Below are 21,506 nucleotides of genomic sequence, written 5' to 3'. Positions count from 1 at the left end.
GATGGTGTGGGAGAGTAGGACGCTGCCGGACATTCATTCGCGAGGGGCCGCCCAATGATGGGCGGCCCCTTCGCGCATTTTTGCGTTCCCTAATGCGTGTCGTCCCAGGTACGCGTACAGTTTCAAAATGATGGTGTGAAGGGTGATGGCGTGGCCGACAACGAATCAAATGCAGAGGGCGAGCGCGGGCGAGAGCAGCGGGGCGCCGGTCGGCCCTATCAGGGCACGCACAATCGAAACTCATCCTCGAATCGGGGATCCTCTCTAGGTGCGGGGGCAAGTCGGTCCACGGGCCGAAGCACCCCGCGCCGCGACAGTGCTCCGGGCCGCGATGATGCCGCCCGCAGCGATCGCGATGCGCGTCCAGACCGTGGCGCGCGCGCGGCTTCATCCGACGGCGGCGAGCCCCGTCGTGACGGTGCGCCTCGTCGTGACGGCGCGCCGCGCGCCGACGGCGCTCGCCGTGGAGCGGGTGCCCCCAATCGAGGTGCGGGGGATGGCGGTTTTCGTGACGGTGCGCCGCGTCGTGACGGTGCGCCGCGCGCCGACGGCGCTCGCCGTGGAGCGGGTGCCCCCAATCGAGGTGCGGGGGATGGCGGTTTTCGAGGGGATCGCGAGGAGCGAGCTCCGCGTCGAGAGCGCGACGGCGGTGACGCGCGTCCCCAGCACGCTCGCATGGACGTGCCCGATGTGCCTGAAGACGTGACCGGCAAGGACCTCGACCGCGACGCGCACGGCAGACTCCGGACCCTCAGCAAGGACAACGCGGAGGACGTCGCGCGTCATTTGGTCATGGCGGGGCGTCTCCTCGAGGAGGACCCCGAACTTGCCTACCGGCATGCGCAGGTGGCACTGGCCCGTGGAGGTCGCGTCGACGTTGTGCGGGAAGCAGCCGCGCTCACCGCGTACGCGACGGGACGTTACGCGGAGGCATTGCGAGAATTCCGCACCGTCACGCGTCTCAGTGGCTCCCACGAGCATCTCGCACTGGTCGCGGACTGCGAACGAGGGTTGGGCAGGCCCGAAAGGGCTCTCGAGATGGCAAACTCGGCGGATGCCAAGGGTCTCGATCGGATGAATCGGGCAGAAGTCGAGCTCGTGGTCGCCGGAGCCCGAGCAGATCTGCACGAGTTCGACGCCGCACTCCTCACACTCGACCGCATCAGGCCGGTCGATGCAGACCAGGCCCAACGCGTGGAGGAGGCGCGTTCCGTGATCCGGATCGCCGCCGGTTTAGACGCACCGGGCGAACCGGACGGGCACGCGACGGGTAGCTCCGCAACGGTCGATGGGGAACTTCGCTCGACCCCCGGCGTTGATGATGAGGAAGTGGTTGTCTACGACCTAGAGGATGATGCTGATGCCTGAGTCGATGTTGAAGGGGTCCGAGGGCCCCCTGCAGGAGGGGTTCGACGCCGCCCTCGTGGATCTGGACGGCGTCGCCTACCGCGGCCCGCTGGCGATCCCCACGGCGCCCGCGGCCCTGCAAGGCGCGCGCGACGCCGGCATGAGCATCGTGTTCGTGACGAACAATGCCAGTCGCGAGCCTCACGAGGTGGCGGACCACCTCACCAGCCTTGGCATCCCCACAGATTCGGACGAGGTGCTGACCGCAGCCCAGGCGGTGGCGCGGTTGATGGCTGCCGACCTGGAACCGGGCGCTACGGTGCTGGCGGTGGGCGGCAAAGGCTTGCGCTCGGCGCTCATCGAGTACGGGTTCAGGCTCGTATCGTCCGCCGACGACAATCCCGACGCCGTGGTGCAGGGCTTCGTCCCCGAGATCTCGTGGCGAGACCTCGCGGAGGCGTCCTACGCGGTGCAGGCGGGTGCCAGGTTCTTTGCCTCCAATCTCGACCTCACGCTTCCCAACGAACGCGGCATCGCGCCCGGGAACGGCTCGTTGGTGGGAACCGTGGTCGCCGCGACCGGTGTGACCCCCACGGCGGCCGGTAAGCCCGAACCCACCATGTTTCATCTTGCGGCAGCGTCGGTTGCCTCCGAAAGGCCTCTCGCCATCGGAGACCGGCTCGACACCGACCTCAAGGGAGCGAGGGCGGCGGGCATGCCGGGGCTCCTTGTTTTCACGGGAGTGACTTCGCCCGCGGACGCGGTGCTCGCGCCCAGGGACCAGCGTCCCTCCTATCTCGGCGAGACGCTTGAGTGCCTGGCAGAAGCGCACCCGTTCCCTCGCCGTGAGGGCACGACGTGGAGCGTCGGTGGGGCCTCGGCCTCGGTGGACGGTCGTCAATTGCTGGTGTCGGGGACCGGCATTGATGCCCTCCGGGCCGCGTGTGCTGCGGCCTGGTCTGCGGCAGATGGTGGGGTGCTCGTGGACGGTGGAAGCATCCCCGACTTCGGAGTAGGGTTTCGACATGAGCAAGTTCGAGGAAGTCCGTGAGCCCCTGGGCGAGGTGCGTTATCCCCCGGAGGTCGAACAGGCACTCAAGGCCGTCAGCGAAGTTCCTGAGGACGTGGACGAGCAAGCCGAGTTCTTCGACAAGATCCAAGACTCCCTCGCCTCGCGCTTGCGCGAGGAATCCTGAGTCTGACCGCCGATGCGGCTTGACCGCGCCGTCTATGCGCGCGGGCTCGCGCGGTCGCGTTCCCACGCGCAAGAGTTGATCTCACAGGGCGTCATCCTTGTTGGTGGCGAGCCTGAAACCAAGCCGAGCCGCGTGGTCCCGGACCACATCACCATTGCGTTGGCTGGCGCGGAGGACCACTACGTTTCTCGTGCCGCACACAAACTCATCGGGGCGCTCGATGCGTGGAGCCCGCTGGGGCTCGATGTGGTTGGCAGGCGCGCCCTTGACGCTGGCGCCTCGACGGGTGGTTTCACCCAAGTGCTACTCGAGCGCGGAGTCAGTCATGTCACGGCGGTGGACGTGGGGCACGGTCAGCTCTCCCCCCGCGTCGCCGCCGATGCAAGGGTGACCGTGGTCGAGGGCCTCAACGTGCGGGACATGGAGCAGGGGTCTCCCGGGACGGGAGCCGACCTGGTGGTCGCGGACTTGTCGTTCATCTCGCTCACGATGGTCATTCCGGCATTGCGCGCGGTTGCGGCGGGTCACGCCGACTTCCTGCTGATGGTGAAGCCGCAGTTCGAGGTGGGCAAGAGTGGCCTCGACAAGCACGGGGTGGTGGTCTCGCCCGCGTTGCGGGCCCGAGCGGTGACCGCCGTGTGCGAAAGCGCCCACCGCGAGGGTCTCGTCGTCCGCGCATGTGTGCGCAGTCCCTTGCCTGGTCCAAGCGGCAATGTGGAATTCTTCGTCTGGGTCAGTCAGGCATGGCAGGCTAAGGGGGCGGCGCAACAGCGCGTGCTCGCCGGGCACGAGCTGAGCACCGCGATCGCCGAGCTCGTCGAAGGAAGTCCATGACCCGTCGCATTCTGATTGTCGCGAATCCGCATCGACCCGAAACCCTTGAAGCCGCGGATCTCGCCCGCGCCGAACTTGAGCAGCGTGGGATCGAGGTGTGCTCCGACAGTGGTGACCGTCCGATCGACGCCGTCATGGTCTTCGGAGGCGACGGAACGATGTTGCGCGCCGCCAGGGAGGTCCACGGCACCGGCGCGCCGTTGCTCGGCGTCAACATGGGCCACGTGGGCTTTCTCGCCGAGCTCGAGCGTGGGGATGTAGCGCACGCGGTGAATTGCATCGCCCGGGGCGAGTTTGACATCGAGGAGCGCTGCACCGTCGACATTGTGGTGCGACAGCCCGACGGCACGGTCGAGACCGGCTGGGCCCTCAACGAGGCGGCGATCGAGCGCTCCGAGCTGCTGCGGACTCTTGACGTGGCCGTCGAGGTCGACGGCCATCCGTTGTCGAGCTTTGGCTGCGACGGCGTGGTGATCTCCACCCCGACCGGTTCCACGGCGCACGCCTTTTCCGGCGGCGGCCCCGTGGTGTGGCCGGATGTCGAGGCGCTGCTGTTGGTGCCGTTGGCGGCCCACGCGCTCTTCGCGAGACCGCTGGTCGTCGGGCCCCGCTCCCTGTTCGCCGTTGAGGTCCTGGAGCGCTCGCCAGCCGAGGGCCTGGTCGTGCTCGATGGTGCCGAAACGATCTCCGTGGGCCGCGGCGGCCGGATCGAGGTGCGCCTGGGTGCCGAACGCGTGCGGCTTGCTCGAACGTCCGACGCGCCGTTCACCGAGCGTCTGGTGCGCAAGTTCGGTTTGGAAACCAAGGGTTGGCGCGGCGCGCACCGGGCGCCCAAGGAGTAAGCGTGCTACACGAACTGTCGATCACGTCGTTGGGAGTGATCGCTTCCGCGCGCCTGCCGTTGCGCCCCGGGCTGACAGTGGTGACGGGCGAGACGGGCGCGGGAAAGACGATGGTGCTCACTGGCCTGGGCCTCATCCTGGGGGGCAAGGCCACGCCCGACGCGGTCCGCGTGGGGGCCCAGGAGGCGGTTGCCGAGGCCATCTACGACCTGCCGGAGTCGTCCGAGGGCCGTGCCTTGGCCGTCGACGCGGGGGCGGTTTTCGATGACGACGGCACGGTCACGGTGGTGCGTACCGTCGGATCCACAACCCGGTCCCGGTCGATCCTCGGGGGCCGGACCGTTCCCCAGGCACTGCTCGCCCACGTGGGCGAGGAACTCGTCACGGTCCACGGTCAGGCCGATCAGGTGCGGTTGCGCACCCCGGCGCGCCAGCGTCAACTTCTCGATGCGTACGCGGGCCCGCGCCATGGCGATGCGCTCGCCCAGTACCGCGCGGCGTGGGGGGCATGGCGGGAGGCGGTCGACGCGCTGGCCCGGATGGTGGAGACGGAAGACGTCGAGCGGGCAAGGCTCACCCGACTCAGGGACGATTTGGCCGCGCTCGAAGAGGCTGCGGTGCAGCCGGGCGAACGGGACGAACTTGAGTCCGCCGGTCGAGTCTTGGCACACGCGGAATCGCTGCGCTCGCTCACGGTGACCGCCCACGACGCCTTGGCTGGGGAAATGGACTCCACCGCGGCTGTTCATCTTGAGGCCGCGCGACGCGCGCTCGACGAGGCCTCCACGCACGACGCCTCGCTCCAGGCACTTGCGACCCGTGTAGCCGACTACCTGTATGGCGCGACCGATGTGGCTCAGGAACTCGCGTCGTACCTCGATCGCCTGGAGGCCGACCCGGCGCGGCTTGACGCCATGCACCAGCGACTCTCGACCATCAGTACCGCCGAGCGTCGCTTTGGGCGGCCCGCCGACGAGTTGGAGCCGCTGCGCGCGAGCATCGCGCAGGAATTGGGAGAGGATGCGGCTTGGGAGGATCGCCTCGCGGCCGCCAGGGCGGCTCATGATCAGGCGCGCGCGCTCATGCTGGAGCGCGCCGAGACGGTATCCGAGGGGCGTCGTCGGGCCGCCGAGACACTCGCGGCTCACGTGGAGAAGGAGTTGACTCTGCTGGCGATGCCCGACGCCACGGTGCAGATGCGGGTGGAACCGCGCGAACCGGGCCCGTTCGGCGCCGACGACGTGTCGTTGCTGCTGTCCGCTCACACCGGGGCGCCCGCCCGCCCCGTGACAGAGGCCGCCTCCGGTGGCGAGTTGTCGCGCATCATGCTTGCCATCGAGGTGGTCCTCGCGGAGGCAGGTGGGCCCGCCCACACCTTCGTCTTCGACGAGGTCGACGCGGGTGTCGGCGGCAAGGCCGCCCAGGCGGTGGGGCAGCGGCTGGCGGCGCTGGCGCGCACACACCAGGTGCTCGTCGTGACTCACCTTGCCCAGGTTGCGGCGTGCGCGGCCCATCACGTAGTCGTGTCAAAGGCGTCCGACGGCGCGGTCACCGTGTCACACGTCCGCGAGGTAACCGGAGGCGACCGCATCACCGAGATCGCGCGCCTGCTGTCGGGAGAGCAGGACTCTACCTCGGCGCGTGCGCACGCCGTAGAGCTGCTCGAGAACTCTCACGTGGCACCATGACGGCATGAGCCGTTCTCGCAAGATCAGTGTTCCGACGACCGTTTCCGCCCCTGTCCGTGTCGGTCACGATCCGCGGTCACTTGCGCGAAGGCTGAAGCGTGGCGAGATCGCCGTGATCGACAGGGCGGACCTCGATGCCGCGTCGGCGGAGCTGCTGGCCGACCGCGAGCCCATCTGCGTGATCAACGTCTCTGCGAGCCTCACCGGCAGGTTCGAGGCGCGCGGTGCCGCCCGACTTGCGGCCCGATCCGTTCCGCTCCTTGACGCGCTCGATCGCGGCCTGATCGCGGCGACCGACGGAGTCGTGGCGAGCATCGACTTCGCCGTCGAGCCCGACTCCGACGGCCCGCGGGCCGTGGTCATGATGGGGTCCCAGAAGACCGACTGTCGTGTCGTGGACGCCGCCCTCATCGAGCGGCGAGTGGCCGAGGCGAAGACGGCGGCCGCATCGCGCGTGCCGCGGCTCACCGCCAGCGCGCTCGACCTGGTTCACCGAGACGGGCCGGCTTTGGCCGACGGCGATGTGGTGCCGCATCTCGATCTCGATCTGGGCGGCAAGGATGTGCTTGTCGTCACCGCCGGGCCGGGGTTCAGGAATCAACTGGCTTCGCTGCGTGCCGTGGTTCGCGACGTGCGACCCATCGTGATTGTCACCGGCGACGCCGCGAATTTCGTGGCGGAGCACCATCGTGTCGACGTGATCGTGGGCCCACTCGAGTCGGTGTCCGATGAGGTGCTGACGCGCGCCTCCCGCGTGGTGATTCATGGCGAATCCAGCGCTACGGCAACCACTCGCCTGGGCGCGTTGGGGGTCCGCCACGTCAGCAGCGATTCCCGTCTGGAATCGGCCGATCTGGCCGTCGCGCTTGCCGCGTCGGCCGGCGCCAGGTTGATCGCCACCGTGGGAGTCGACACCTCGATCCCGGAACTGGCGGACTCCGCTAGCGGCGCATCGGCGCTGCTCGCACGCGTCGCCGCGGGGCCCGCCTGGATTGACGGCCGCACGCTTGCCAGGCTGTACAGGTCCCGCTGGTCGCGCCTTCAAGGATGGCTCGTGGTGGCGCTTGCGGGGCTGGCGCTTGCGGCGGCACTCGCCTTGCACCCGCACGTGCGTGACCTGGTGTCGCGCGTGACGGGCGTGGGCTGATGCGATCGCGGGCGGTGTTTGCGGCGTTCCTGGTGCTCGCCCTGGCGGTGGGAGTGGTGGTGGGCATGTCCACACCGCGGGACGCGGCCGTTACGGGTGCGGCCGCGTCGCCCGGGCAGGAAGCCCAGGACGCCTTGGCACAGGTCGCTCAGCGCGACGCGTGGCTCCGCGACGTGGCGACGGCATCGGTGGCGGGAAGACTTGACGGCAGGTCCGTCGCCGTTCTCGTCGCAGCCGGCGTGTCGGCGGAGGACGTGGACCAGGTAGTCGCCGCACTCGGGGAGGCGGGCGCCACTGTGGGAGTCGAAGCGGCCCTGAGCGCACAGTGGTGGGCGCCGGAGTTCGCGGCGTACCGCAGCGAGATCGCCGATCAACTCGAGGGCTCCGTGGCGGGCGTCGACGGCCTTGCGTCCACCGAGGTGTTGCAGCATGCGATCGTGCAGGCGCTGGTTCCCGGAGCGGTGCCCCCGGGCGCCGACACCGCCGGGGATGTGGGCGTGGACTTCCCGTCGGACGCGGTCGCCGCGGATCGCGCGGATGTGCTGCGCGAGGTCCTGACCCGTTCGGAGTTGCTGTCGGTGCATACTCGCGCTACGGGCCGGGTCGACGCGCTCCTGTTGGTGACCGCGGACGGACCCGAAGGCGGGGGAACTGTGGCAGACCTTGCGGCGGGCGTGTGGGAGCAATACGTCTCTGCCACCGTGGTGGTGGTGTTCTCCGAGATCGAAAGCCCGCCCGTGGCCACCGAGGCGATCGCGCATGGCACTACGCTCGCGATCAAGAATCGCCCGAGTGTTGTCATCGCGACGCACGCGGCGCTGACGCCGCCTCAAGTAGTGTTTGCGCTGGTAGAACAGGCGGCCGGCGGAACGGGTTCGTACGGCACGGCGGAAAACTTGCCCTTGATTGCCTCGCCGTGACCGGCGAGCCAACTCCAGAAGCCGTCAAGACTGTTACTGTTGAAGTCCGTGGAGAGATCTCGTTTTGAGTCCCGAGCGGACCATGTCACCCGGCACATCTTCGTCACTGGGGGCGTGGTGTCGTCCCTGGGAAAGGGCCTGACGGCGTCCAGCCTCGGCCGATTACTTCGCTCTCGCGGTATTCGCGTCACGATGCAGAAGCTTGACCCGTACCTCAACGTGGACCCCGGAACGATGAACCCGTTCCAGCATGGCGAGGTGTACGTCACGGAGGACGGCGCGGAGACTGACCTCGACATCGGCCACTATGAGCGCTTTTTGGACGTGAAACTCTCGGGCGATGCGAACGTCACCACCGGCCAGGTGTACTCCCAGGTCATCGCCAAGGAGCGTCGCGGCGAATACCTTGGCGACACGGTCCAAGTCATCCCTCACATCACCGACGAGATCAAGCGCCGCATGCGTGCCCAAGCGGGCCCCGACGTGGACGTGATCATCACCGAGATCGGCGGCACGGTGGGTGACATCGAGAGCCAGCCGTTCATCGAGGCGGCGCGTCAGGTCCGCCACGACGTCGGCCGTGACAACGTCTTCTTCCTGCACGTCTCACTTGTGCCGTACATCGGCCCCTCCGGCGAACTCAAGACCAAGCCCACCCAGCACTCGGTGGCGGCGCTGCGCAGCATCGGCATTCAGCCGGACGCGATCGTGTGCCGAGCGGACCGCGACATCCCTGCGTCGGTGAAGAACAAGATCGCGCTGATGTGTGACGTGGAGCCGCAGGCCGTCGTGACCGCCAAGGACGCGCCGAGCATCTACGACATCCCCAAGGTGTTGCACTCCGAGGGGTTGGACGCGTACGTGGTGCGCCGCCTCGATCTGCCGTTCCATGACGTGCAATGGGGGGCATGGGACGACGTGCTGCGTCGTGTCCACCACCCGTCGGAAGAGGTCGAGGTCGCGTTGGTCGGCAAGTACGTGGATCTTCCAGACGCCTACCTGTCGGTCTGCGAGGCGCTTCGCGCCGGCGGCTTCCACCACAACGCGCGGGTCAACATCCGTTGGGTCGCGTCCGACACGTGCCAGACCCGCGAGGGCGCCGAAAAGGCGCTTGGCGGCGTCGATGCCGTGCTCATCCCGGGCGGTTTTGGGGTGCGCGGCGTGGACGGCAAGATTGGCGCGGCCCGGTGGGCGCGCGAAAGCCAGGTGCCCACGCTCGGCATCTGCCTCGGCCTCCAGGTCATGGTGATGGAGTACGCGCGCACGATGCTTGGCCTCGAGGGTGCATCGAGTTCGGAGTTCGATCCCGAGACCCCGCACCCCGTCATCGCGACGATGGAGGAGCAGCTCGAGTTTGTCGAAGGTAGGGGAGACCTAGGCGGCACCATGCGTTTGGGCGAGTACCGCGCGGTGCTGACCCCCGGTTCAGTGGTCGAACAGACGTATGGCGCTGCCACCGTGGGGGAGCGACACCGCCACCGTTATGAGGTCAACAACGCCTACCGGCCGCAACTCGAAGAGGCCGGCCTGGTGGTGTCGGGAGAGTCGCCCGACCGTCAGTTGGTCGAGTTCATCGAGTTACCGCGTGCGACTCACCCGTATTATGTGGCCACTCAGGCCCACCCCGAGTTCCTGTCGCGCCCCACCAGGGCCCACCCGCTGTTTGCCGGACTCATTGGCGCCGCGCTCGAGCGTCAAAAGGGTGGTCAAGCGACCGAAGAGGCACCCGCAGCTCACGAGGCCGCACCCGCCGCAACCACGGCATCGTGACGTCGGCGGCACGCGGCGAACTGGCCGACGTGGAGGCGGCGCGCCCCACGCTCGCGCGCCACGAGCGCTTCGAGGGTCGAGTGTGGAACCTCGTGAGCGACGAGGTTGACCTGGGTCACGCGCGGGTGACGCGCGACTTTGTGCAGCACCCGGGCGCCGTGGCCGTCGTGGCGCTCAACGAGGCGGAAGAGATCTACCTGGTGCGCCAGTATCGCCATCCCGTCGGGGTGGAGTGCTGGGAGCCTCCCGCGGGCTTGCGCGACGTCGCCGACGAACTGCCGGTCGAGACCGCCAGGCGCGAACTCCACGAAGAGGCCGACCTCACCGCGGTCACCTGGCATGTGCTCGCCGACTACTTCCCGTCCGGTGGCGGGAGCTCGGAGGCGGTGAGGGTGTTCCTCGCGAGGGACCTTTCGGCGGTCCCCGAGGCCGAACGGCACGTGCGCACCGACGAAGAACACGACATGGTGGGAGCGTGGGTGCCGCTTGACGAGGTGCTCGCCGCGATCACCGCAGGGCGCGTGCACGCATCGTCCCTCGTGGTGGGTGCCATGGCAACTGACCGGGCGCGTCGCGCGGGATGGTCGACTCTGCGTCCGGCCGATGCGCCGTGGCTGCTGCCGCCCGCGGACAGGCGTCTCTCACCCGCCTAGCCGATCCGCCTTACGACGCGCGCTTCTTGAGTTCCATCAGGCGCCACAACATGGGAGTGAAGGTCAGTTGCATGGCCAGGTCCATGAGCCCGCCAGGCACCACGATGGTGTTCGGCCTGCTCATGAACGAGCCGCTCAGCATGGACAACAAGTAGGGGAAGTCGATCCCCTTGGCTCGTGCAAAGCGGATTACCAGCATGGATTCCGCGGCAGACGGGATGGCGCGCGCGATGAAGGGATTGGACGTGTCCACCACGGGCACGCGCTGGAAGTTGACGTGGGTGCGCGAGAACTGCGGCGTGATGTAGCGAACATAGTCGGGCATGCGCCGCAGGATGGTCTCGGTGACGGCTTCGGTGGTGTAGCCGCGCTGATTGCGGTCCCTGGTCAGCTTCTGGATCCACTCGAGGTTGATGACCGGCACCACGCCGATGGCGAGGTCAACATGGCTTGCGATGTCCACCTTGTCCGTCTTCACCGCACCATGCAGGCCTTCGTAGAAGAGCAGGTCGGAACCCTCCTCAAGGTCCCGCCACGGCGTGAAGGTGCCGGGCTCCTTGCCAAAGGGAGCGGCCTCGTCCGCATCGTGAAGGTAGTGGCGGACCCGCCCGCTACCTGTGGCGCCGTAATCGCGGAACAGGGCCTCAAGCTCAGAGAACAGGTTGGCCTCCTCGCCAAAATGGCTCAGGGTGTGATCGCCCTTCTCGATGGCATCAGCGAGGGCCTCCTGCATTTCCATCCTGTCCATGCGGTGAAAGGCATCGCCTTCGACATACGCGGACGTGATGGCCTCGCGCCTGAAGATGTTCTCGAACGTCTGGCGCACTGACGTGGTGCCCGCCCCTGAGGAACCGGTCACCGCAACGATGGGGTGCAGAGTAGACATGGTGTTCTCCGATCGGTGGGGTACTAGTCGCCTGAGCGGAACAGGCCGCGGTGGGCATACAACGGGATGTCGAGGCTCTCATCAGTGTCGGGATACGACTCGCGGTGATACGCCTCGATCAGTTCAACCTCGTCCTTGGCGCCGAACACGAAGCCGATGCGCTCGTGAATGGCGGTGGGTTGGTGTTCGAGAACGGGGGTGAGGCCAGTGGAGGCCCTGCCGCCCGCCTGTTCGATGATGAAGCCCACGGGATTGGCCTCGTACAGGAGGCGCAACCGGCCGGGCCTTGAGGGGTCCTTCGAGTCCCTCGGGTAGAGGAACACGCCGCCGCGGGTGAGGATGCGATGAACCTCCGCCACCATGGAAGCCACCCAGCGAATGTTGTAGTCCTTCCCCCTGGGGCCGGCGCTGCCCTGGAGGCACTCGTCAACGTATCGGCGCACGGCCGGCGACCAGAAGCGCCTGTTGGAGTGGTTGATGGCAAATTCGCTTGCCTGCGCGGGGACGGTCAGGAACTGACGTGTCAGGAAGAACTCGCCCACGGTCTGGTCGAGAGTGAATTCGTGAACGCCGCGGCCTACCGTGAGCACGAGCGCGGTCGCCGGCCCATAGATGGCATACCCGGCGGCAACCTGTTCCACGCCCTTCTGCAAGAAGTCCGCCGCGGTGGCATCCTGGCCGGGATGTGGCGCCTTGAGAATCGAAAAGACCGAGCCCACGGCGACATTCACATCGATGTTGCTCGAGCCGTCCAAAGGGTCAAAGAGCAACAGGTAGCGACCCTTGGGGTACGGCTCCGGGAGGGTGTACGGCTCGTCGAGTTCCTCCGAGACCATACCCGCCACCGCTCCACCCCACTCGGACGCGCGGATGAAGGCGTCGTTGGCGATCACGTCCAACTTTTGTTGCTGCTCGCCCTGGACGTTGGTCTCGCCCACCTTCCCGATGACGCCCGCCAGCGCGCCGAGGGATACCTGACGCGAGATGACCTTGCACGCGACCGCGACATCGAGGATCAGCGAGTTGAACTCGCCGGAGGAGTTGGGGTGACGGCGGCGCTCCTCGATGAGGAACCGGGTCAGGGTGGTTCTGGTGGTCAGCATGCTACTTACCCTTCTGCTCGCCGAGCGCGGCCGTGATGGTGGTGGCCTCGGCATCGGCTGTGGGCCCAAAGTGAGCCAACACGTCCGCGGCCTTTCCTGAGGCACCAAACTCGTCCACCCCGACGCGAAGTCCGGCGAACGCCGCCCACCCACCGGTGACGCCGGCCTCCACGCTCACCGTGAGCCGCGCGGAGGCCTCGTGGAACTCGACGTCCTTCTCGCGCCATGGCACCGAGACAACTTGTGTGCAGACGCCGGTGGACGCCATCCGTTCCGCAGCGTCAAGAGCGATGGCGACCGACGATCCGGAGGCGAGAATCTGGACATCCGGGTGCGCGGTTTCTCGTACCACCCGAGAGCCCGGCGCGGTGATGAACGTGGATGACGCGGCCCCCAGCGACGTGACGTTGTGGCGCGTGAGCACCAACACGGTGGGCCCATCCGTGTTCGCAAGCGCCGTATGCCCTGCCGCGACGGTCTCGACATCGTCCGCCGGGCGCAACACGGTGACCCCGGGAATCTGGCGCAGCGCCTCGACATGCTCAACGGGTTGGTGAGTGGGGCCGTCCTGGCCGAGCGCGACCGAATCGTGCGTCAACACGTAGATCACCGGCTGTCTCATGAGGGCGGCCATTTCAAACTCGCGGATTCCAAAGTGGATGGTCGCGCCCGTGGAGTCGTCACGCGTGACCGCAGCCTGGCCGGTGTGGGTGCCGGTTGACTCCGCGAGGTCGGCGGGAAGCTGCCTGGACCGGGTGCGGTGCCAGGTGGAGGCATCGTCAGGGTGGGCGGCCGGCCATTGGTCAAAGGCGTCCTTCCAGTCCCGATGCGCAGCCGCTCGGGCGTGGGCGAGTTCTCGCGCCCTGGTCGCCACCTCCGCTGGCACAGTGAAGTCGGGGTGGTTCCAACCCGCGGCCCGCTTGGTGGCCGCCATCTCCTCCCCGTCGGCAACCGACGCGGTGCGCCAGCCCGCAGCCGCAGAGCGTGCGAGCTGGTTGTCTCTAGAAGACTGCGCCACCGGGCCGTCGATCGTGATGTGGTTGTCGTCCCACAACCCGGTGAGGCGCCCAAAGCCCAAGTGCCCCGTGGTGGTCTCCACACCGTCGGTGTGGCCGAACTCGGGGTGGCCGGGAGTGGTGGACCCGAACTGGCGGAACCGCTGCAACTGTTCCATGGGCAGGTCGTAGCCAAAGACGTGAAGCGGCGAGTAGAGCACAGCAGCGCCGTGACCTGCGGAGAGCACAAAGCGGTCCCTGTCCGCCCACGTGGCGTCGGCAGGGTCGTGACGCCGATGCCGACTGAACAGAGTCCAGGCTGCCGGCGCCATCCCCATGGGCATTCCTGGGTGACCGGAATTGGCTCGCTGCACCATGTCTGCTGCCAGGAACCGCAAAGTGTTGGCGGCGGTGCGGTCCACCTCGTCTGGGGCCCACGTCGTCATGGCTTCTCCGTTCGGGCATGAGTGGCGTTCTCGCGCAACAGGTTAACGGCGGCACGCTTGCCGCCTGGGTACGTGTACATCCAGGACCCCGAGATGAAGACGTCCGTTCCCGCCCGTGCCGCCCCGGCGATCGTGGCGTCGGTGATCCCGCCGTCCACCTCAATCTCGATCGGAAGTCCCGACGCGTCGATCAGTTCCCGCAAGGCACGCACCTTCCGTTCGACGGCAGGGATGTAGGCCTGACCGCCAAATCCTGGGTTGACGGTCATGGCGAGCACCATGTCGAGCTCTTCGAGCACTCCCTCCACGGTCTGGACAGGGGTGTGGGGGTTCAGTGCGACCGCTGAGCGTGCTCCAAGTTCACGGATGCGGCGCAGTGTGCGGTGCAAGTGGGGTGTGGTTTCCGCGTGAACGATGATCAGTTCACAACCGGCATCCACGTAGCGCCCGAGCAGTTCATCGGGATTCACCACCATCAGGTGAGCCTCGAATTCAACCGTCGAGTGGCGACGCGCCGCCGCTATCACATCGGGGCCAAACGTGAGATTGGGGACGAAGACGCCATCCATGACATCCCATTGAATGCGGTCGACTCCCGCCGCGCACAAGAGTTCGACCTCTTCGCCGATGCGCGCGAAGTTGGCGGGCAGGACGCTGGGAACGATCAAAGGCTGTGGCACGCGAGTCCTCCGGTGAGTTAAGAGACCGCCACGTTGCGGGCTACGCGCTCTGAGTTGATCAGGGATGCCGTGCCAAAGGAATCACCCAAGGGGGTGGACTTAAGGGTGAGGCCCTCACCCCCTCGGAGCGCTACGCTGGGCGCGTGGCACCCTTGCGGCTGGTGGTCGTCGATGACCACGAGATGGTTCTCCATGGACTCATGGCCATGCTTGAGTACTTTCCGCAAGACGTGGAACTCGTGGGCCGCGCGGCCTCAGTGGCCGATGCGCTTGCCATCATCGCCTCATCCGAGCCCGACGTGGTGCTGTCCGATGTACGCATCGGCAGGGAATCTGGCCTGGACCTTGTGGCGTCGGTCGTGCGCGATCACCCGGCCACCAAGGTGGTGATGCTGACCGTCTATGAAGACGAGCACTTCATGTTTCAGGCGCTCAGGGCGGGCGCGGTGGGCTACCTCCTCAAGAGAGTGGACGGACACGAGTTGGTGCGCCACCTGAAGGACGTGGCGGCGGGCGACGTGGTCATTGACCCCGCGCTGGCAGGCCGGGTTGCGATGTCAGCGGCCCAGGCTGGCAGCACCGACTACTGGCCGGGCGCCCACGTAGGTCTCACCCAACGCGAGTCACAGGTGCTCGCGCTGCTGGTGCAGGATCTTTCCAACAAGGGCATTGCGGCCAAGCTCGTGGTGTCCGAGGAGACGGTCAAGACCCATGTGCGCGGCATCTACCGGAAGCTGGGAGTACCAGACCGGGCGGGAGCCGTTGCTGTTGCCTTGCGTGAGGGCATGTTTCAGTGACCTCCCTGCTGCAGGCGCTCAGCGCCCCGCGCCGGGGGGACTGGGCCGCGATCGCGGCAGGCTTTGCGGAGCGGTCATCTTCACGCGGGGTGGCCCTCATGGTGTCCGATGGCGAGAAGCTCACCGTGCAAGTGGCGTTGCCTACCAACCCTCTTGCGGCCGCACTGCTCAGTGTTCCCTTGGGCCAAGGGGTCATCGGAAAGGTGGCGCGCAATGACCATGCCATGCGCCTTGGGGCGGACCGTCCTGGAAGTGCAGGGCACAGGGAACTGCTCGGGATTACCGAGGGCGGATCTGTGGCCAGGCTGTGTGTGCCCGCACATGGGATAGACGGCAACGTGGTGGGGGTGGTCTCGCTGTGGCGGGACTCCTCTCACGCCTACACGCCTGAAGAGCAGTCGGTCATCGAGCCGTGGGCGGACCTGTGGGGAATGCGCGTTCACGCCCACGAGTTGCTCAACGCGATCGACGCTCACCGCAATGACAGGGAGCAGCTCATCGCCGCCACCGTCTTCGCTCAAGAGTCCGAGCGCAGGCGGGTGGCTGGCGACCTCCACGACGGCGTGTCCACCGCCCTGGCGTCGATGTCGTTCCACCTGAGCGCTGCGGCGCTGTCGCTGGAGGCCGCAGCGCACGGCGTGGACGATGAAGACGCAGCCAACCTCATCGGAAGGGCGCAGTCGCAGCTGAGGTCGGTGCGCACGTTGGCCACCATGGCCTATGACGTCACGCGCACCGCCATCACCGGCCTGTACTCCGAAGTGCTCTCCGGCATGGGGCTGGTGGCCGCGATCGGGTCTCTCGCGGAGACCGCCCCGCGCGGCATGATCACCGTCACCGCAGACGACGACCGCGCCTTCTCCGACCTGCCTGAACACGCCACGACGGCCCTGTTCAGGATGGCGCAAGAGTCCGTCACCAACGCCCTCAAGCACTCGAATGCCGACTCGATTGAGGTCTCGCTCACACGCTCGGACGATGCCGTGGTGCTGGTCACTCACGACAACGGCCGCGGCTTTGACCCGCGCGAGTCCGATGCTACGGGTCACTACGGGCTGGCGTCGCTCGCGGAGCGCTGCTCAACCCTGGGCGCAGCGCTCACCATCGACTCCGCGCCGGGCGTGGGCGCTACTGTCACGGTGCGGCTCGCACTGTAACGCAAGCCGCACCGCGACCAATGGTGCGTTACGACGTGCCGAGCGCCTCGCGCCAGCCCGGGTACAGCGCATCGGCATCGCCGGGGAACGAGGCGAAGGCGCGGGCAAACTCGTGATGCGACGTGGCCCACTCGATGACATCGGCCCCCGCCTGGTAGCACTCTGCGGCCTGACGCAGCGAGCGCGCCCCAGCGGCGGCGCCGTCCAGGTGGCCGTAGGCGCCTCCGCCTGCCGTGTTGATGACGTTCGCGTGGCCAAGGTTGTCGAAGAAGCCAGGCAGGCGCAGGGCGTTCATGCCGCCGGAGACGATGGGGCTGGTGGCCTTCATGCCGTACCACTGCTGGTAGTAGACGGGGCCTTGTGCCTCATCCCTTTCGATCATGTAGGCGATCACACGATCGTCCGTGCCGCCCTCCATCTTGCCGTAGCCCATGGTGCCCACGTGAATACCAGAGGCGCCTTGGAGGCGCGCCATCTTGGCAAGCACAAAGGCCGTGTAGCCGCGCTTGGAGCTGGGTGAGGTCACGGCGCCGTGGCCTGCCCGGTGGTAGTGCAGGAACTGCGCGGGATACTGGCGCCGTGCGGTGGTGATCATGCCTGGGCCACCCACGTAGCCGTCCACCAGGAACGCGAGCTTGTTGGCGTCGGTGCCAAACACTTTGAGGGCGTAGTCCGCGCGGGCGAGCATCTCATAGTGATCGTCCGCCGTGATGTTCATCGAGAACAGTTTGGCCTCGCCCGTCTCATCCATGGCGCGCTTCATTGCGTCGTACACCAGCGGCATGGTCTTCTTGATGGGGGCAAAGACCTGGTTGCCTTGGGGCTCGTCGTTCTTGATGAAGTCGCCGCCCAGCCAGAACTCGTAGGCGGCCTTCGCGAATGGCTCTGGGCGCAGGCCAAGTTTGGGCTTGATGATGGTGCCCGCCACGTAGCCGCCGTTGTTGACGTCGCGGCCCAGGATGCGCCACATCTCCTGAATGTTCACTGCGGGTCCGTCGAACTGGCGCAGCGCCTCTGGAGGCATCCAGAAGTCGACCAACTTGGCGTGCTCGATGTCGCCCATGCCCTGGTTGTTGCCAATGGCCAGGGTCAGGAAGGACACGATCATCATGCGGCCGTCAGTGACGTTGCGGTCGAACAGCTCGATGGGGTAAGCGATGCGCGTGTCCTCGGTTGCCTCGTCCACGTGATAGACCAGCGCGTCAACGCCGCGCGTGAAGTCGTCCGTGGTGGACACCTCCACGTTGGTGCCCGTCGAGGACTCCGCAGCAAAGTGCGCGGCCGCTTCAAGGTAGGAGTGGCCCGCCTTGGGCTTCATCTTGTAGGCGCACAGGATGTGCCTGCCGCCCGCCATGAGCTCTTCTTCTTTGAGCGATAGGTCCGCGTAGCGTGCCGACTGGTCCATGAGTCCTCCTTGGGGTGCTTCAGTGAATGGCATCCATGCCCGCAGTGGCGCGCGCGTGAATCTGGATCAGGTTGTCAACGGTGGTGCCTTCCAGGCTGTCCATCACGGCGGCCGCACCGTCAAAATGGTGGCCGCGCGCGTGGTTGCTTGGGGTGACGATGGTGGGGATGTCTGCCGCCGTCGCGGCCGCGAGACCTATCGCGGAGTCTTCACACGCGAGTGCTTGCGCTGGGCCTATGCTCAAGCGGTCGAGGACCCACTGGTAGATGTCGGGCGAGGGCTTCTTGTGGGGGACGATGTCCCCGGCGCCGACCACCTCGAACCACGCCATGGCGTCGTCCCCCAGCGTGGACGTGAGTAGCGCGGCGGCGTTTTCGGGAGCGGTGGTCGTCGCGATCGCCAGGCGCAGGCCGCGCTCGCGGGCCTCCTTGATGAGCGCGGCAACGCCCGGGCGCAACGGGATGCCACCGGTGGCCACGCGCTCCAGGTAGAACTCGGTCTTGAGCGCGTGGGTGCGCGTGACCAGTTGGGCAAAGTTCGGATCGCTGGCGGTGAGCGGTTGGTAGGTGTTCGCGTAGTGATGCATGCGTTCCTTGCCTCCCGCGATGGGAAGCATGGCGTCGTAGAGCTCGGCGCCCCAAAACCAGGGCAGGCCCACCTTGGAGAAGGCGCGATTGAACGCCACGCGGTGCCCGTCACGCTCGGTTTCCGCGAGTGTGCCGTCTACGTCGAATACCAACGCCTCGAGTGCCATGTGGCGAGACTAGGCGCGCGCGGGTAGGACTGTCTTTCCCCCATTGGGGTTGAGTTAAGGGTGAGTCGGGCGTGACGCGTCGAGCGCGGGGCGACGCGCGGTGGTTGCCGCCACCTGCTGATGGGAGTCGCCCAGGGGCCTAACCGGCGTGCGTCGCCGCCTGTGCGCGCACCTTGGAGCGATCGCGCTTGAGCAGGTAATACGCGGCGGAATGCGCTGCGGTGACTGTCGCGGCACCGGCCAGGTGAGCACCCACGATGATCTCTGGGAGGCCGGTGAAGTACTGGACGTAGCCGATCGCGGCTTGCGCCAGCGTCACGCCGACGAGGACGGTCCAGGCCTTGCGGACCTCGTCGCGATCGCCGTACGAACGGTCGTTGCGGACCCGCCACACCAAGTACGCCAACGTGGCCACGAACGCCCACACGATGAGCGCGTGGGCCTGGGCGGCAACGGCGGGGTCGATGCCAAGCCTGTCGGTCGCGTCGGCATCTCCCGAGTGTGGACCGGCTCCCGTGGTGACGGTGCCCAATGTCAGCAGACCGACAAGCAGCACGGAGTTGACGCGAAGCGTGGTCTTGATGCATCGGCGCCCGTCTCGGCGTTGAGCGTCGCGGTACTTGAGCGCAAGCCACACCGCCTGCCAGACGAGGCCCATCGATAGGAGTAGGTGCGGTGCCACCACCACGGGGTTGAGTTTCGCCAGGACCGTGATGCCGCCGAGCACCGCCTGACCCACAACGCCCAGCAGGGGAACGAGCCCCCACCAGCGCAGGTCGCGCCGCGTGTCCCAGACGGCAATGGCAACGCCGAGAGCCACGACCAGGAGGACGAATGTGAGAGTGCGATTGCCGAATTCGATGAAGGGGTGCATTCCCAAGGCGCCGCGCAGCTGGGGAGTGAAGGTGCCGGGCTCGCATTGGGGCCACGTGGAGCAACCGAGCCCCGAGCCCGTGAGTCGGACAGCCCCTCCGGTAACAATGATGCCCGCCTGGGTGAAGATGTTCGCGACCGTGAGGGCGCGCGCATGGCGGCCCAGGAAGGCGCGAGAACGCTGGAACGGATTGCCGGAACGTGTCGCGGGGGTCCTCGTTGTCACCGGCCAAGTCTAGGCGGGAGCACGAGCGCCGCCCGCACCCACACCGTGGTGTTGGTCGAGCGGGGGCTCTGCGCCACCCGAGCCCCACCCCTCGGACACGTCGAACCGGGCGGGCGCGCGACACGCCGATGTGGTTGCTCTGGCGGCAGGAAGTGCGGGATGTCGCGATTCAGATTGGTTCGGAGCGTCGGCGCTGTGCGTCTCGGGCGTGAGTCTGGGGTGGGTGTCTCGCACCCGCGCGAGCCGGTCGAGTAAGGCTTCCCTTGCTTGCGCTCGGGCATTTTCGGCACGACACTGTTGTTTAAATAACTGATGGTCGGCAGAACGTGCGGCCGCATGACCCCCGCCGACTCCCCGGCGCTGGGGCAGCCGGAGCGTCGGAAGGAGGCTCTTGTGGGTACAGACACCACTCGCGAGCGCATCCTGAGCCTGATCGCTTCGGCGGGCCCGATCACCGCCGCCGCCCTTGCAGACAAGTTGGGCCTCACGTCCGCCGCAGTGAGGCGCCACCTCGGCGCGCTGATCGAAGACGGACTCATCGCCGACCACGACATGCCAAACGCAGTGGATCGCGGACGCGGCCGCCCCGCGCGGTCCTTTGTCGCGACCTCGGTGGGCCAGCGGACCCTCCAGGCCGACTATTCCGAGGTGGCGCGCGAGGCCGTGAGTTACTTGCGCGACCGCGGCGACCTCACCGAATTCGTGAAGGCTCACGAGGCTCGCTTCGTGGCGTCCATTGCCGGCGCCGTGGATCCTGACGCGCCGATGGCGGAGCGGGTCGAGGCCCTCTCGGAGGCCCTCGCGGAGCAGGGTTATGCGACGTCGGTGCGCCCGGGTCCCGGCGGCCACACGCTCCAGTTGTGCCAGGGCCACTGCCCCGTGCAGGAGATCGCTCAGGCCGCGCCTGAGTGGTGCGAGTCGGAAGCCCGGGCATTTTCCTCCGTTCTCAACGTTCACGTTCAACGACTGTCCACGCTCGCCCAAGGGGCGCACGTGTGTACTACCACCATCCCGCTCACCCCGGCCCTGAAGGAAGGATGACGATGAGCACTCCCACTGACAACGTCCCCATGACCCAAGACGAGACCATTGCGTCGTTGGGTAACTATGAGTTTGGCTGGCACGACGACGACGCGGCGGGTGCGATCGCCAGGCGCGGCCTCAGCGAGGACGTGGTGCGCGGCATCTCCGCGCTGAAGAGTGAACCCGAGTGGATGCTCAAGCTCCGCCTCAAGTCGCTCAGGCTGTTCGGCAAGAAGCCGATGCCGACGTGGGGTTCGGACCTCACCGGCATCGACTTCGACAACATCAAGTACTTTGTGCGCTCCACCGAGAAGCAGGCCACCAGTTGGGAGGACCTCCCCGAGGACATCAAGCGCACGTACGACAAGTTGGGCATCCCGGAGGCCGAGAAGCAGCGCCTCGTGTCGGGTGTCGCCGCCCAGTACGAGTCCGAGGTGGTCTACCACCAGATCCGTGAGGACCTCGAGCAGCAGGGCGTCATCTTCAAGGACACCGACACCGCGCTGCGGGACCACCCCGAGTTCTTCGAGGAGTACTTCGGCACCGTGATCCCCGCGGGCGACAACAAGTTCGCCTCGCTCAACACGGCCGTGTGGTCCGGCGGATCGTTCGTCTACGTTCCCCCGGGCGTTCACGTCGACATCCCGCTGCAGGCCTACTTCCGCATCAACACCGAGAACATGGGCCAGTTTGAGCGAACCCTGATCATCGCCGACGAGGGCTCCTACGTGCACTACGTCGAGGGCTGCACCGCGCCGATCTAC

The 21,506-nt window shown here is 67.1% G+C and carries 22 protein-coding genes; 15 read left to right on the top strand and 7 right to left on the bottom strand.

The genetic code is table 11. The annotated features are described in order from the left end of the window. Positions 1-331 precede the first annotated feature (331 nt). The 11 genes from QZZ29_RS00190 to QZZ29_RS00140 are packed head-to-tail and all read left to right on the top strand — an operon-like array spanning position 332 to position 10,397. Complete coding sequence (locus QZZ29_RS00190) at positions 332-706, top strand: hypothetical protein (RefSeq protein ID WP_291380431.1); 375 nt, start codon at positions 332-334, stop codon at positions 704-706. After that, positions 676-1,368: a hypothetical protein gene (locus tag QZZ29_RS00185; protein WP_291380429.1), complete on the top strand. Its 693-nt coding sequence runs from the start codon at positions 676-678 to the stop codon at positions 1,366-1,368. Before QZZ29_RS00190 ends, QZZ29_RS00185 begins: the two co-directional genes overlap by 31 nt. Next, positions 1,361-2,398, top strand: coding sequence for an HAD-IIA family hydrolase (locus QZZ29_RS00180; RefSeq protein ID WP_291380428.1), 1,038 nt, complete (start codon positions 1,361-1,363; stop codon positions 2,396-2,398). The genes QZZ29_RS00185 and QZZ29_RS00180 overlap by 8 nt, the downstream gene beginning before the upstream one ends. Beyond that, the gene (locus QZZ29_RS00175; RefSeq protein ID WP_291380426.1) at positions 2,373-2,543 is read left to right on the top strand and encodes a hypothetical protein; all 171 of its coding nucleotides are present in this window, start codon (positions 2,373-2,375) and stop codon (positions 2,541-2,543) included. Before QZZ29_RS00180 ends, QZZ29_RS00175 begins: the two co-directional genes overlap by 26 nt. A 12-nt stretch (positions 2,544-2,555) precedes the next feature. Further along, entirely contained in the window at positions 2,556-3,377 is an 822-nt protein-coding gene (locus QZZ29_RS00170) for a TlyA family RNA methyltransferase (RefSeq protein ID WP_291380424.1), read from the top strand. After that, entirely contained in the window at positions 3,374-4,219 is an 846-nt protein-coding gene (locus QZZ29_RS00165) for an NAD kinase (protein ID WP_291380422.1), read from the top strand. Before QZZ29_RS00170 ends, QZZ29_RS00165 begins: the two co-directional genes overlap by 4 nt. 2 nt (positions 4,220-4,221) lie before the next feature. After that, positions 4,222-5,907, top strand: a complete 1,686-nt coding sequence (gene recN / locus QZZ29_RS00160; RefSeq protein ID WP_291380420.1) for a DNA repair protein RecN — start codon at positions 4,222-4,224, stop codon at positions 5,905-5,907. A gap of 4 nt (positions 5,908-5,911) precedes the next feature. Then, on the top strand, positions 5,912-7,054 hold the full coding sequence (gene steA / locus QZZ29_RS00155) for a putative cytokinetic ring protein SteA (RefSeq protein WP_291380418.1): 1,143 nt from the start codon (positions 5,912-5,914) through the stop codon (positions 7,052-7,054). Beyond that, positions 7,054-7,974, top strand: coding sequence for a copper transporter (locus QZZ29_RS00150; protein ID WP_291380417.1), 921 nt, complete (start codon positions 7,054-7,056; stop codon positions 7,972-7,974). The genes steA and QZZ29_RS00150 overlap by 1 nt, the downstream gene beginning before the upstream one ends. Positions 7,975-8,022: 48 nt before the next feature. Continuing rightward, positions 8,023-9,744, top strand: coding sequence for a CTP synthase (locus QZZ29_RS00145; RefSeq protein ID WP_291380415.1), 1,722 nt, complete (start codon positions 8,023-8,025; stop codon positions 9,742-9,744). Further along, positions 9,741-10,397 (top strand): NUDIX hydrolase, encoded by a 657-nt coding sequence (locus tag QZZ29_RS00140; RefSeq protein WP_291380414.1) that lies wholly within the window; start codon positions 9,741-9,743, stop codon positions 10,395-10,397. Before QZZ29_RS00145 ends, QZZ29_RS00140 begins: the two co-directional genes overlap by 4 nt. Before the next feature lie 10 nt (positions 10,398-10,407). Here QZZ29_RS00140 and QZZ29_RS00135 read toward each other — a convergent pair whose 3' ends face one another. The 4 genes from QZZ29_RS00135 to rpe are packed head-to-tail and all read right to left on the bottom strand — an operon-like array spanning position 10,408 to position 14,507. Continuing rightward, the gene (locus QZZ29_RS00135) at positions 10,408-11,283 is read right to left on the bottom strand and encodes a phosphoribulokinase (RefSeq protein WP_291380412.1); all 876 of its coding nucleotides are present in this window, start codon (positions 11,281-11,283) and stop codon (positions 10,408-10,410) included. A gap of 23 nt (positions 11,284-11,306) precedes the next feature. Beyond that, complete coding sequence (locus QZZ29_RS00130) at positions 11,307-12,386, bottom strand: class 1 fructose-bisphosphatase (RefSeq protein ID WP_291380411.1); 1,080 nt, start codon at positions 12,384-12,386, stop codon at positions 11,307-11,309. 1 nt (position 12,387) lies between these two features. Beyond that, a complete protein-coding gene (locus QZZ29_RS00125) occupies positions 12,388-13,827 on the bottom strand; it encodes a hypothetical protein (RefSeq protein WP_291380409.1) in 1,440 nt (479 codons plus the stop codon). Beyond that, positions 13,824-14,507: a ribulose-phosphate 3-epimerase gene (gene rpe, locus QZZ29_RS00120; RefSeq protein WP_291380407.1), complete on the bottom strand. Its 684-nt coding sequence runs from the start codon at positions 14,505-14,507 to the stop codon at positions 13,824-13,826. The genes QZZ29_RS00125 and rpe overlap by 4 nt, the downstream gene beginning before the upstream one ends. Positions 14,508-14,650: 143 nt before the next feature. On the opposite strand from rpe, the gene QZZ29_RS00115 reads away from it, so the two are divergent. Continuing rightward, positions 14,651-15,304: a response regulator transcription factor gene (locus QZZ29_RS00115; RefSeq protein WP_291380405.1), complete on the top strand. Its 654-nt coding sequence runs from the start codon at positions 14,651-14,653 to the stop codon at positions 15,302-15,304. Then, positions 15,301-16,461, top strand: a complete 1,161-nt coding sequence (locus QZZ29_RS00110) for an ATP-binding protein (protein WP_291380403.1) — start codon at positions 15,301-15,303, stop codon at positions 16,459-16,461. The genes QZZ29_RS00115 and QZZ29_RS00110 overlap by 4 nt, the downstream gene beginning before the upstream one ends. Before the next feature lie 28 nt (positions 16,462-16,489). Here the strand turns inward: QZZ29_RS00110 and QZZ29_RS00105 are convergent, their stop codons facing one another. From QZZ29_RS00105 to QZZ29_RS00095, 3 genes are all read right to left on the bottom strand, one after another. Further along, a complete protein-coding gene (locus tag QZZ29_RS00105; RefSeq protein ID WP_291380401.1) occupies positions 16,490-17,866 on the bottom strand; it encodes a ribulose-bisphosphate carboxylase in 1,377 nt (458 codons plus the stop codon). 19 nt (positions 17,867-17,885) lie between these two features. Continuing rightward, positions 17,886-18,620 (bottom strand): HAD-IA family hydrolase, encoded by a 735-nt coding sequence (locus tag QZZ29_RS00100; protein ID WP_291380399.1) that lies wholly within the window; start codon positions 18,618-18,620, stop codon positions 17,886-17,888. Positions 18,621-18,759: 139 nt separating this feature from the next. Continuing rightward, positions 18,760-19,719, bottom strand: coding sequence for a COX15/CtaA family protein (locus QZZ29_RS00095; protein WP_291380397.1), 960 nt, complete (start codon positions 19,717-19,719; stop codon positions 18,760-18,762). A gap of 336 nt (positions 19,720-20,055) precedes the next feature. Between QZZ29_RS00095 and QZZ29_RS00090 the strand changes: the two genes are divergently transcribed. Then, complete coding sequence (locus QZZ29_RS00090) at positions 20,056-20,760, top strand: winged helix-turn-helix transcriptional regulator (protein ID WP_291380396.1); 705 nt, start codon at positions 20,056-20,058, stop codon at positions 20,758-20,760. Positions 20,761-20,789: 29 nt separating this feature from the next. Beyond that, positions 20,790-21,506, top strand: a 717-nt coding sequence (gene sufB, locus QZZ29_RS00085) for a Fe-S cluster assembly protein SufB (RefSeq protein WP_291380432.1), incomplete at its 3' end; no start/stop codon positions are given.

This window comes from Demequina sp., from assembly GCF_016278765.1.
In the GTDB taxonomy this organism is placed as follows: domain Bacteria; phylum Actinomycetota; class Actinomycetes; order Actinomycetales; family Demequinaceae; genus Demequina.
Note: the sequence above shows the minus strand (reverse complement) of the source record. Positions and strands in the feature narration are given on the sequence as shown.

What these genes read in the sequence shown, in the direction of transcription:
- QZZ29_RS00190 (WP_291380431.1), top strand. Translation starts at nt 332, where the DNA reads ATGATGCCGCCCGCAGCGATCGCGATGCGCGTCCAGACCGTGGCGCGC.
- QZZ29_RS00185 (WP_291380429.1), top strand. Translation starts at nt 676, where the DNA reads ATGGACGTGCCCGATGTGCCTGAAGACGTGACCGGCAAGGACCTCGAC.
- QZZ29_RS00180 (WP_291380428.1), top strand. Translation starts at nt 1,361, where the DNA reads ATGCCTGAGTCGATGTTGAAGGGGTCCGAGGGCCCCCTGCAGGAGGGG.
- QZZ29_RS00175 (WP_291380426.1), top strand. Translation starts at nt 2,373, where the DNA reads ATGAGCAAGTTCGAGGAAGTCCGTGAGCCCCTGGGCGAGGTGCGTTAT.
- QZZ29_RS00170 (WP_291380424.1), top strand. Translation starts at nt 2,556, where the DNA reads ATGCGGCTTGACCGCGCCGTCTATGCGCGCGGGCTCGCGCGGTCGCGT.
- QZZ29_RS00165 (WP_291380422.1), top strand. Translation starts at nt 3,374, where the DNA reads ATGACCCGTCGCATTCTGATTGTCGCGAATCCGCATCGACCCGAAACC.
- steA (WP_291380418.1), top strand. Translation starts at nt 5,912, where the DNA reads ATGAGCCGTTCTCGCAAGATCAGTGTTCCGACGACCGTTTCCGCCCCT.
- QZZ29_RS00150 (WP_291380417.1), top strand. Translation starts at nt 7,054, where the DNA reads ATGCGATCGCGGGCGGTGTTTGCGGCGTTCCTGGTGCTCGCCCTGGCG.
- QZZ29_RS00135 (WP_291380412.1), bottom strand. Translation starts at nt 11,283, where the DNA reads ATGTCTACTCTGCACCCCATCGTTGCGGTGACCGGTTCCTCAGGGGCG.
- QZZ29_RS00130 (WP_291380411.1), bottom strand. Translation starts at nt 12,386, where the DNA reads ATGCTGACCACCAGAACCACCCTGACCCGGTTCCTCATCGAGGAGCGC.
- QZZ29_RS00125 (WP_291380409.1), bottom strand. Translation starts at nt 13,827, where the DNA reads ATGACGACGTGGGCCCCAGACGAGGTGGACCGCACCGCCGCCAACACT.
- QZZ29_RS00105 (WP_291380401.1), bottom strand. Translation starts at nt 17,866, where the DNA reads ATGGACCAGTCGGCACGCTACGCGGACCTATCGCTCAAAGAAGAAGAG.
- QZZ29_RS00100 (WP_291380399.1), bottom strand. Translation starts at nt 18,620, where the DNA reads ATGGCACTCGAGGCGTTGGTATTCGACGTAGACGGCACACTCGCGGAA.
- QZZ29_RS00090 (WP_291380396.1), top strand. Translation starts at nt 20,056, where the DNA reads ATGACCCCCGCCGACTCCCCGGCGCTGGGGCAGCCGGAGCGTCGGAAG.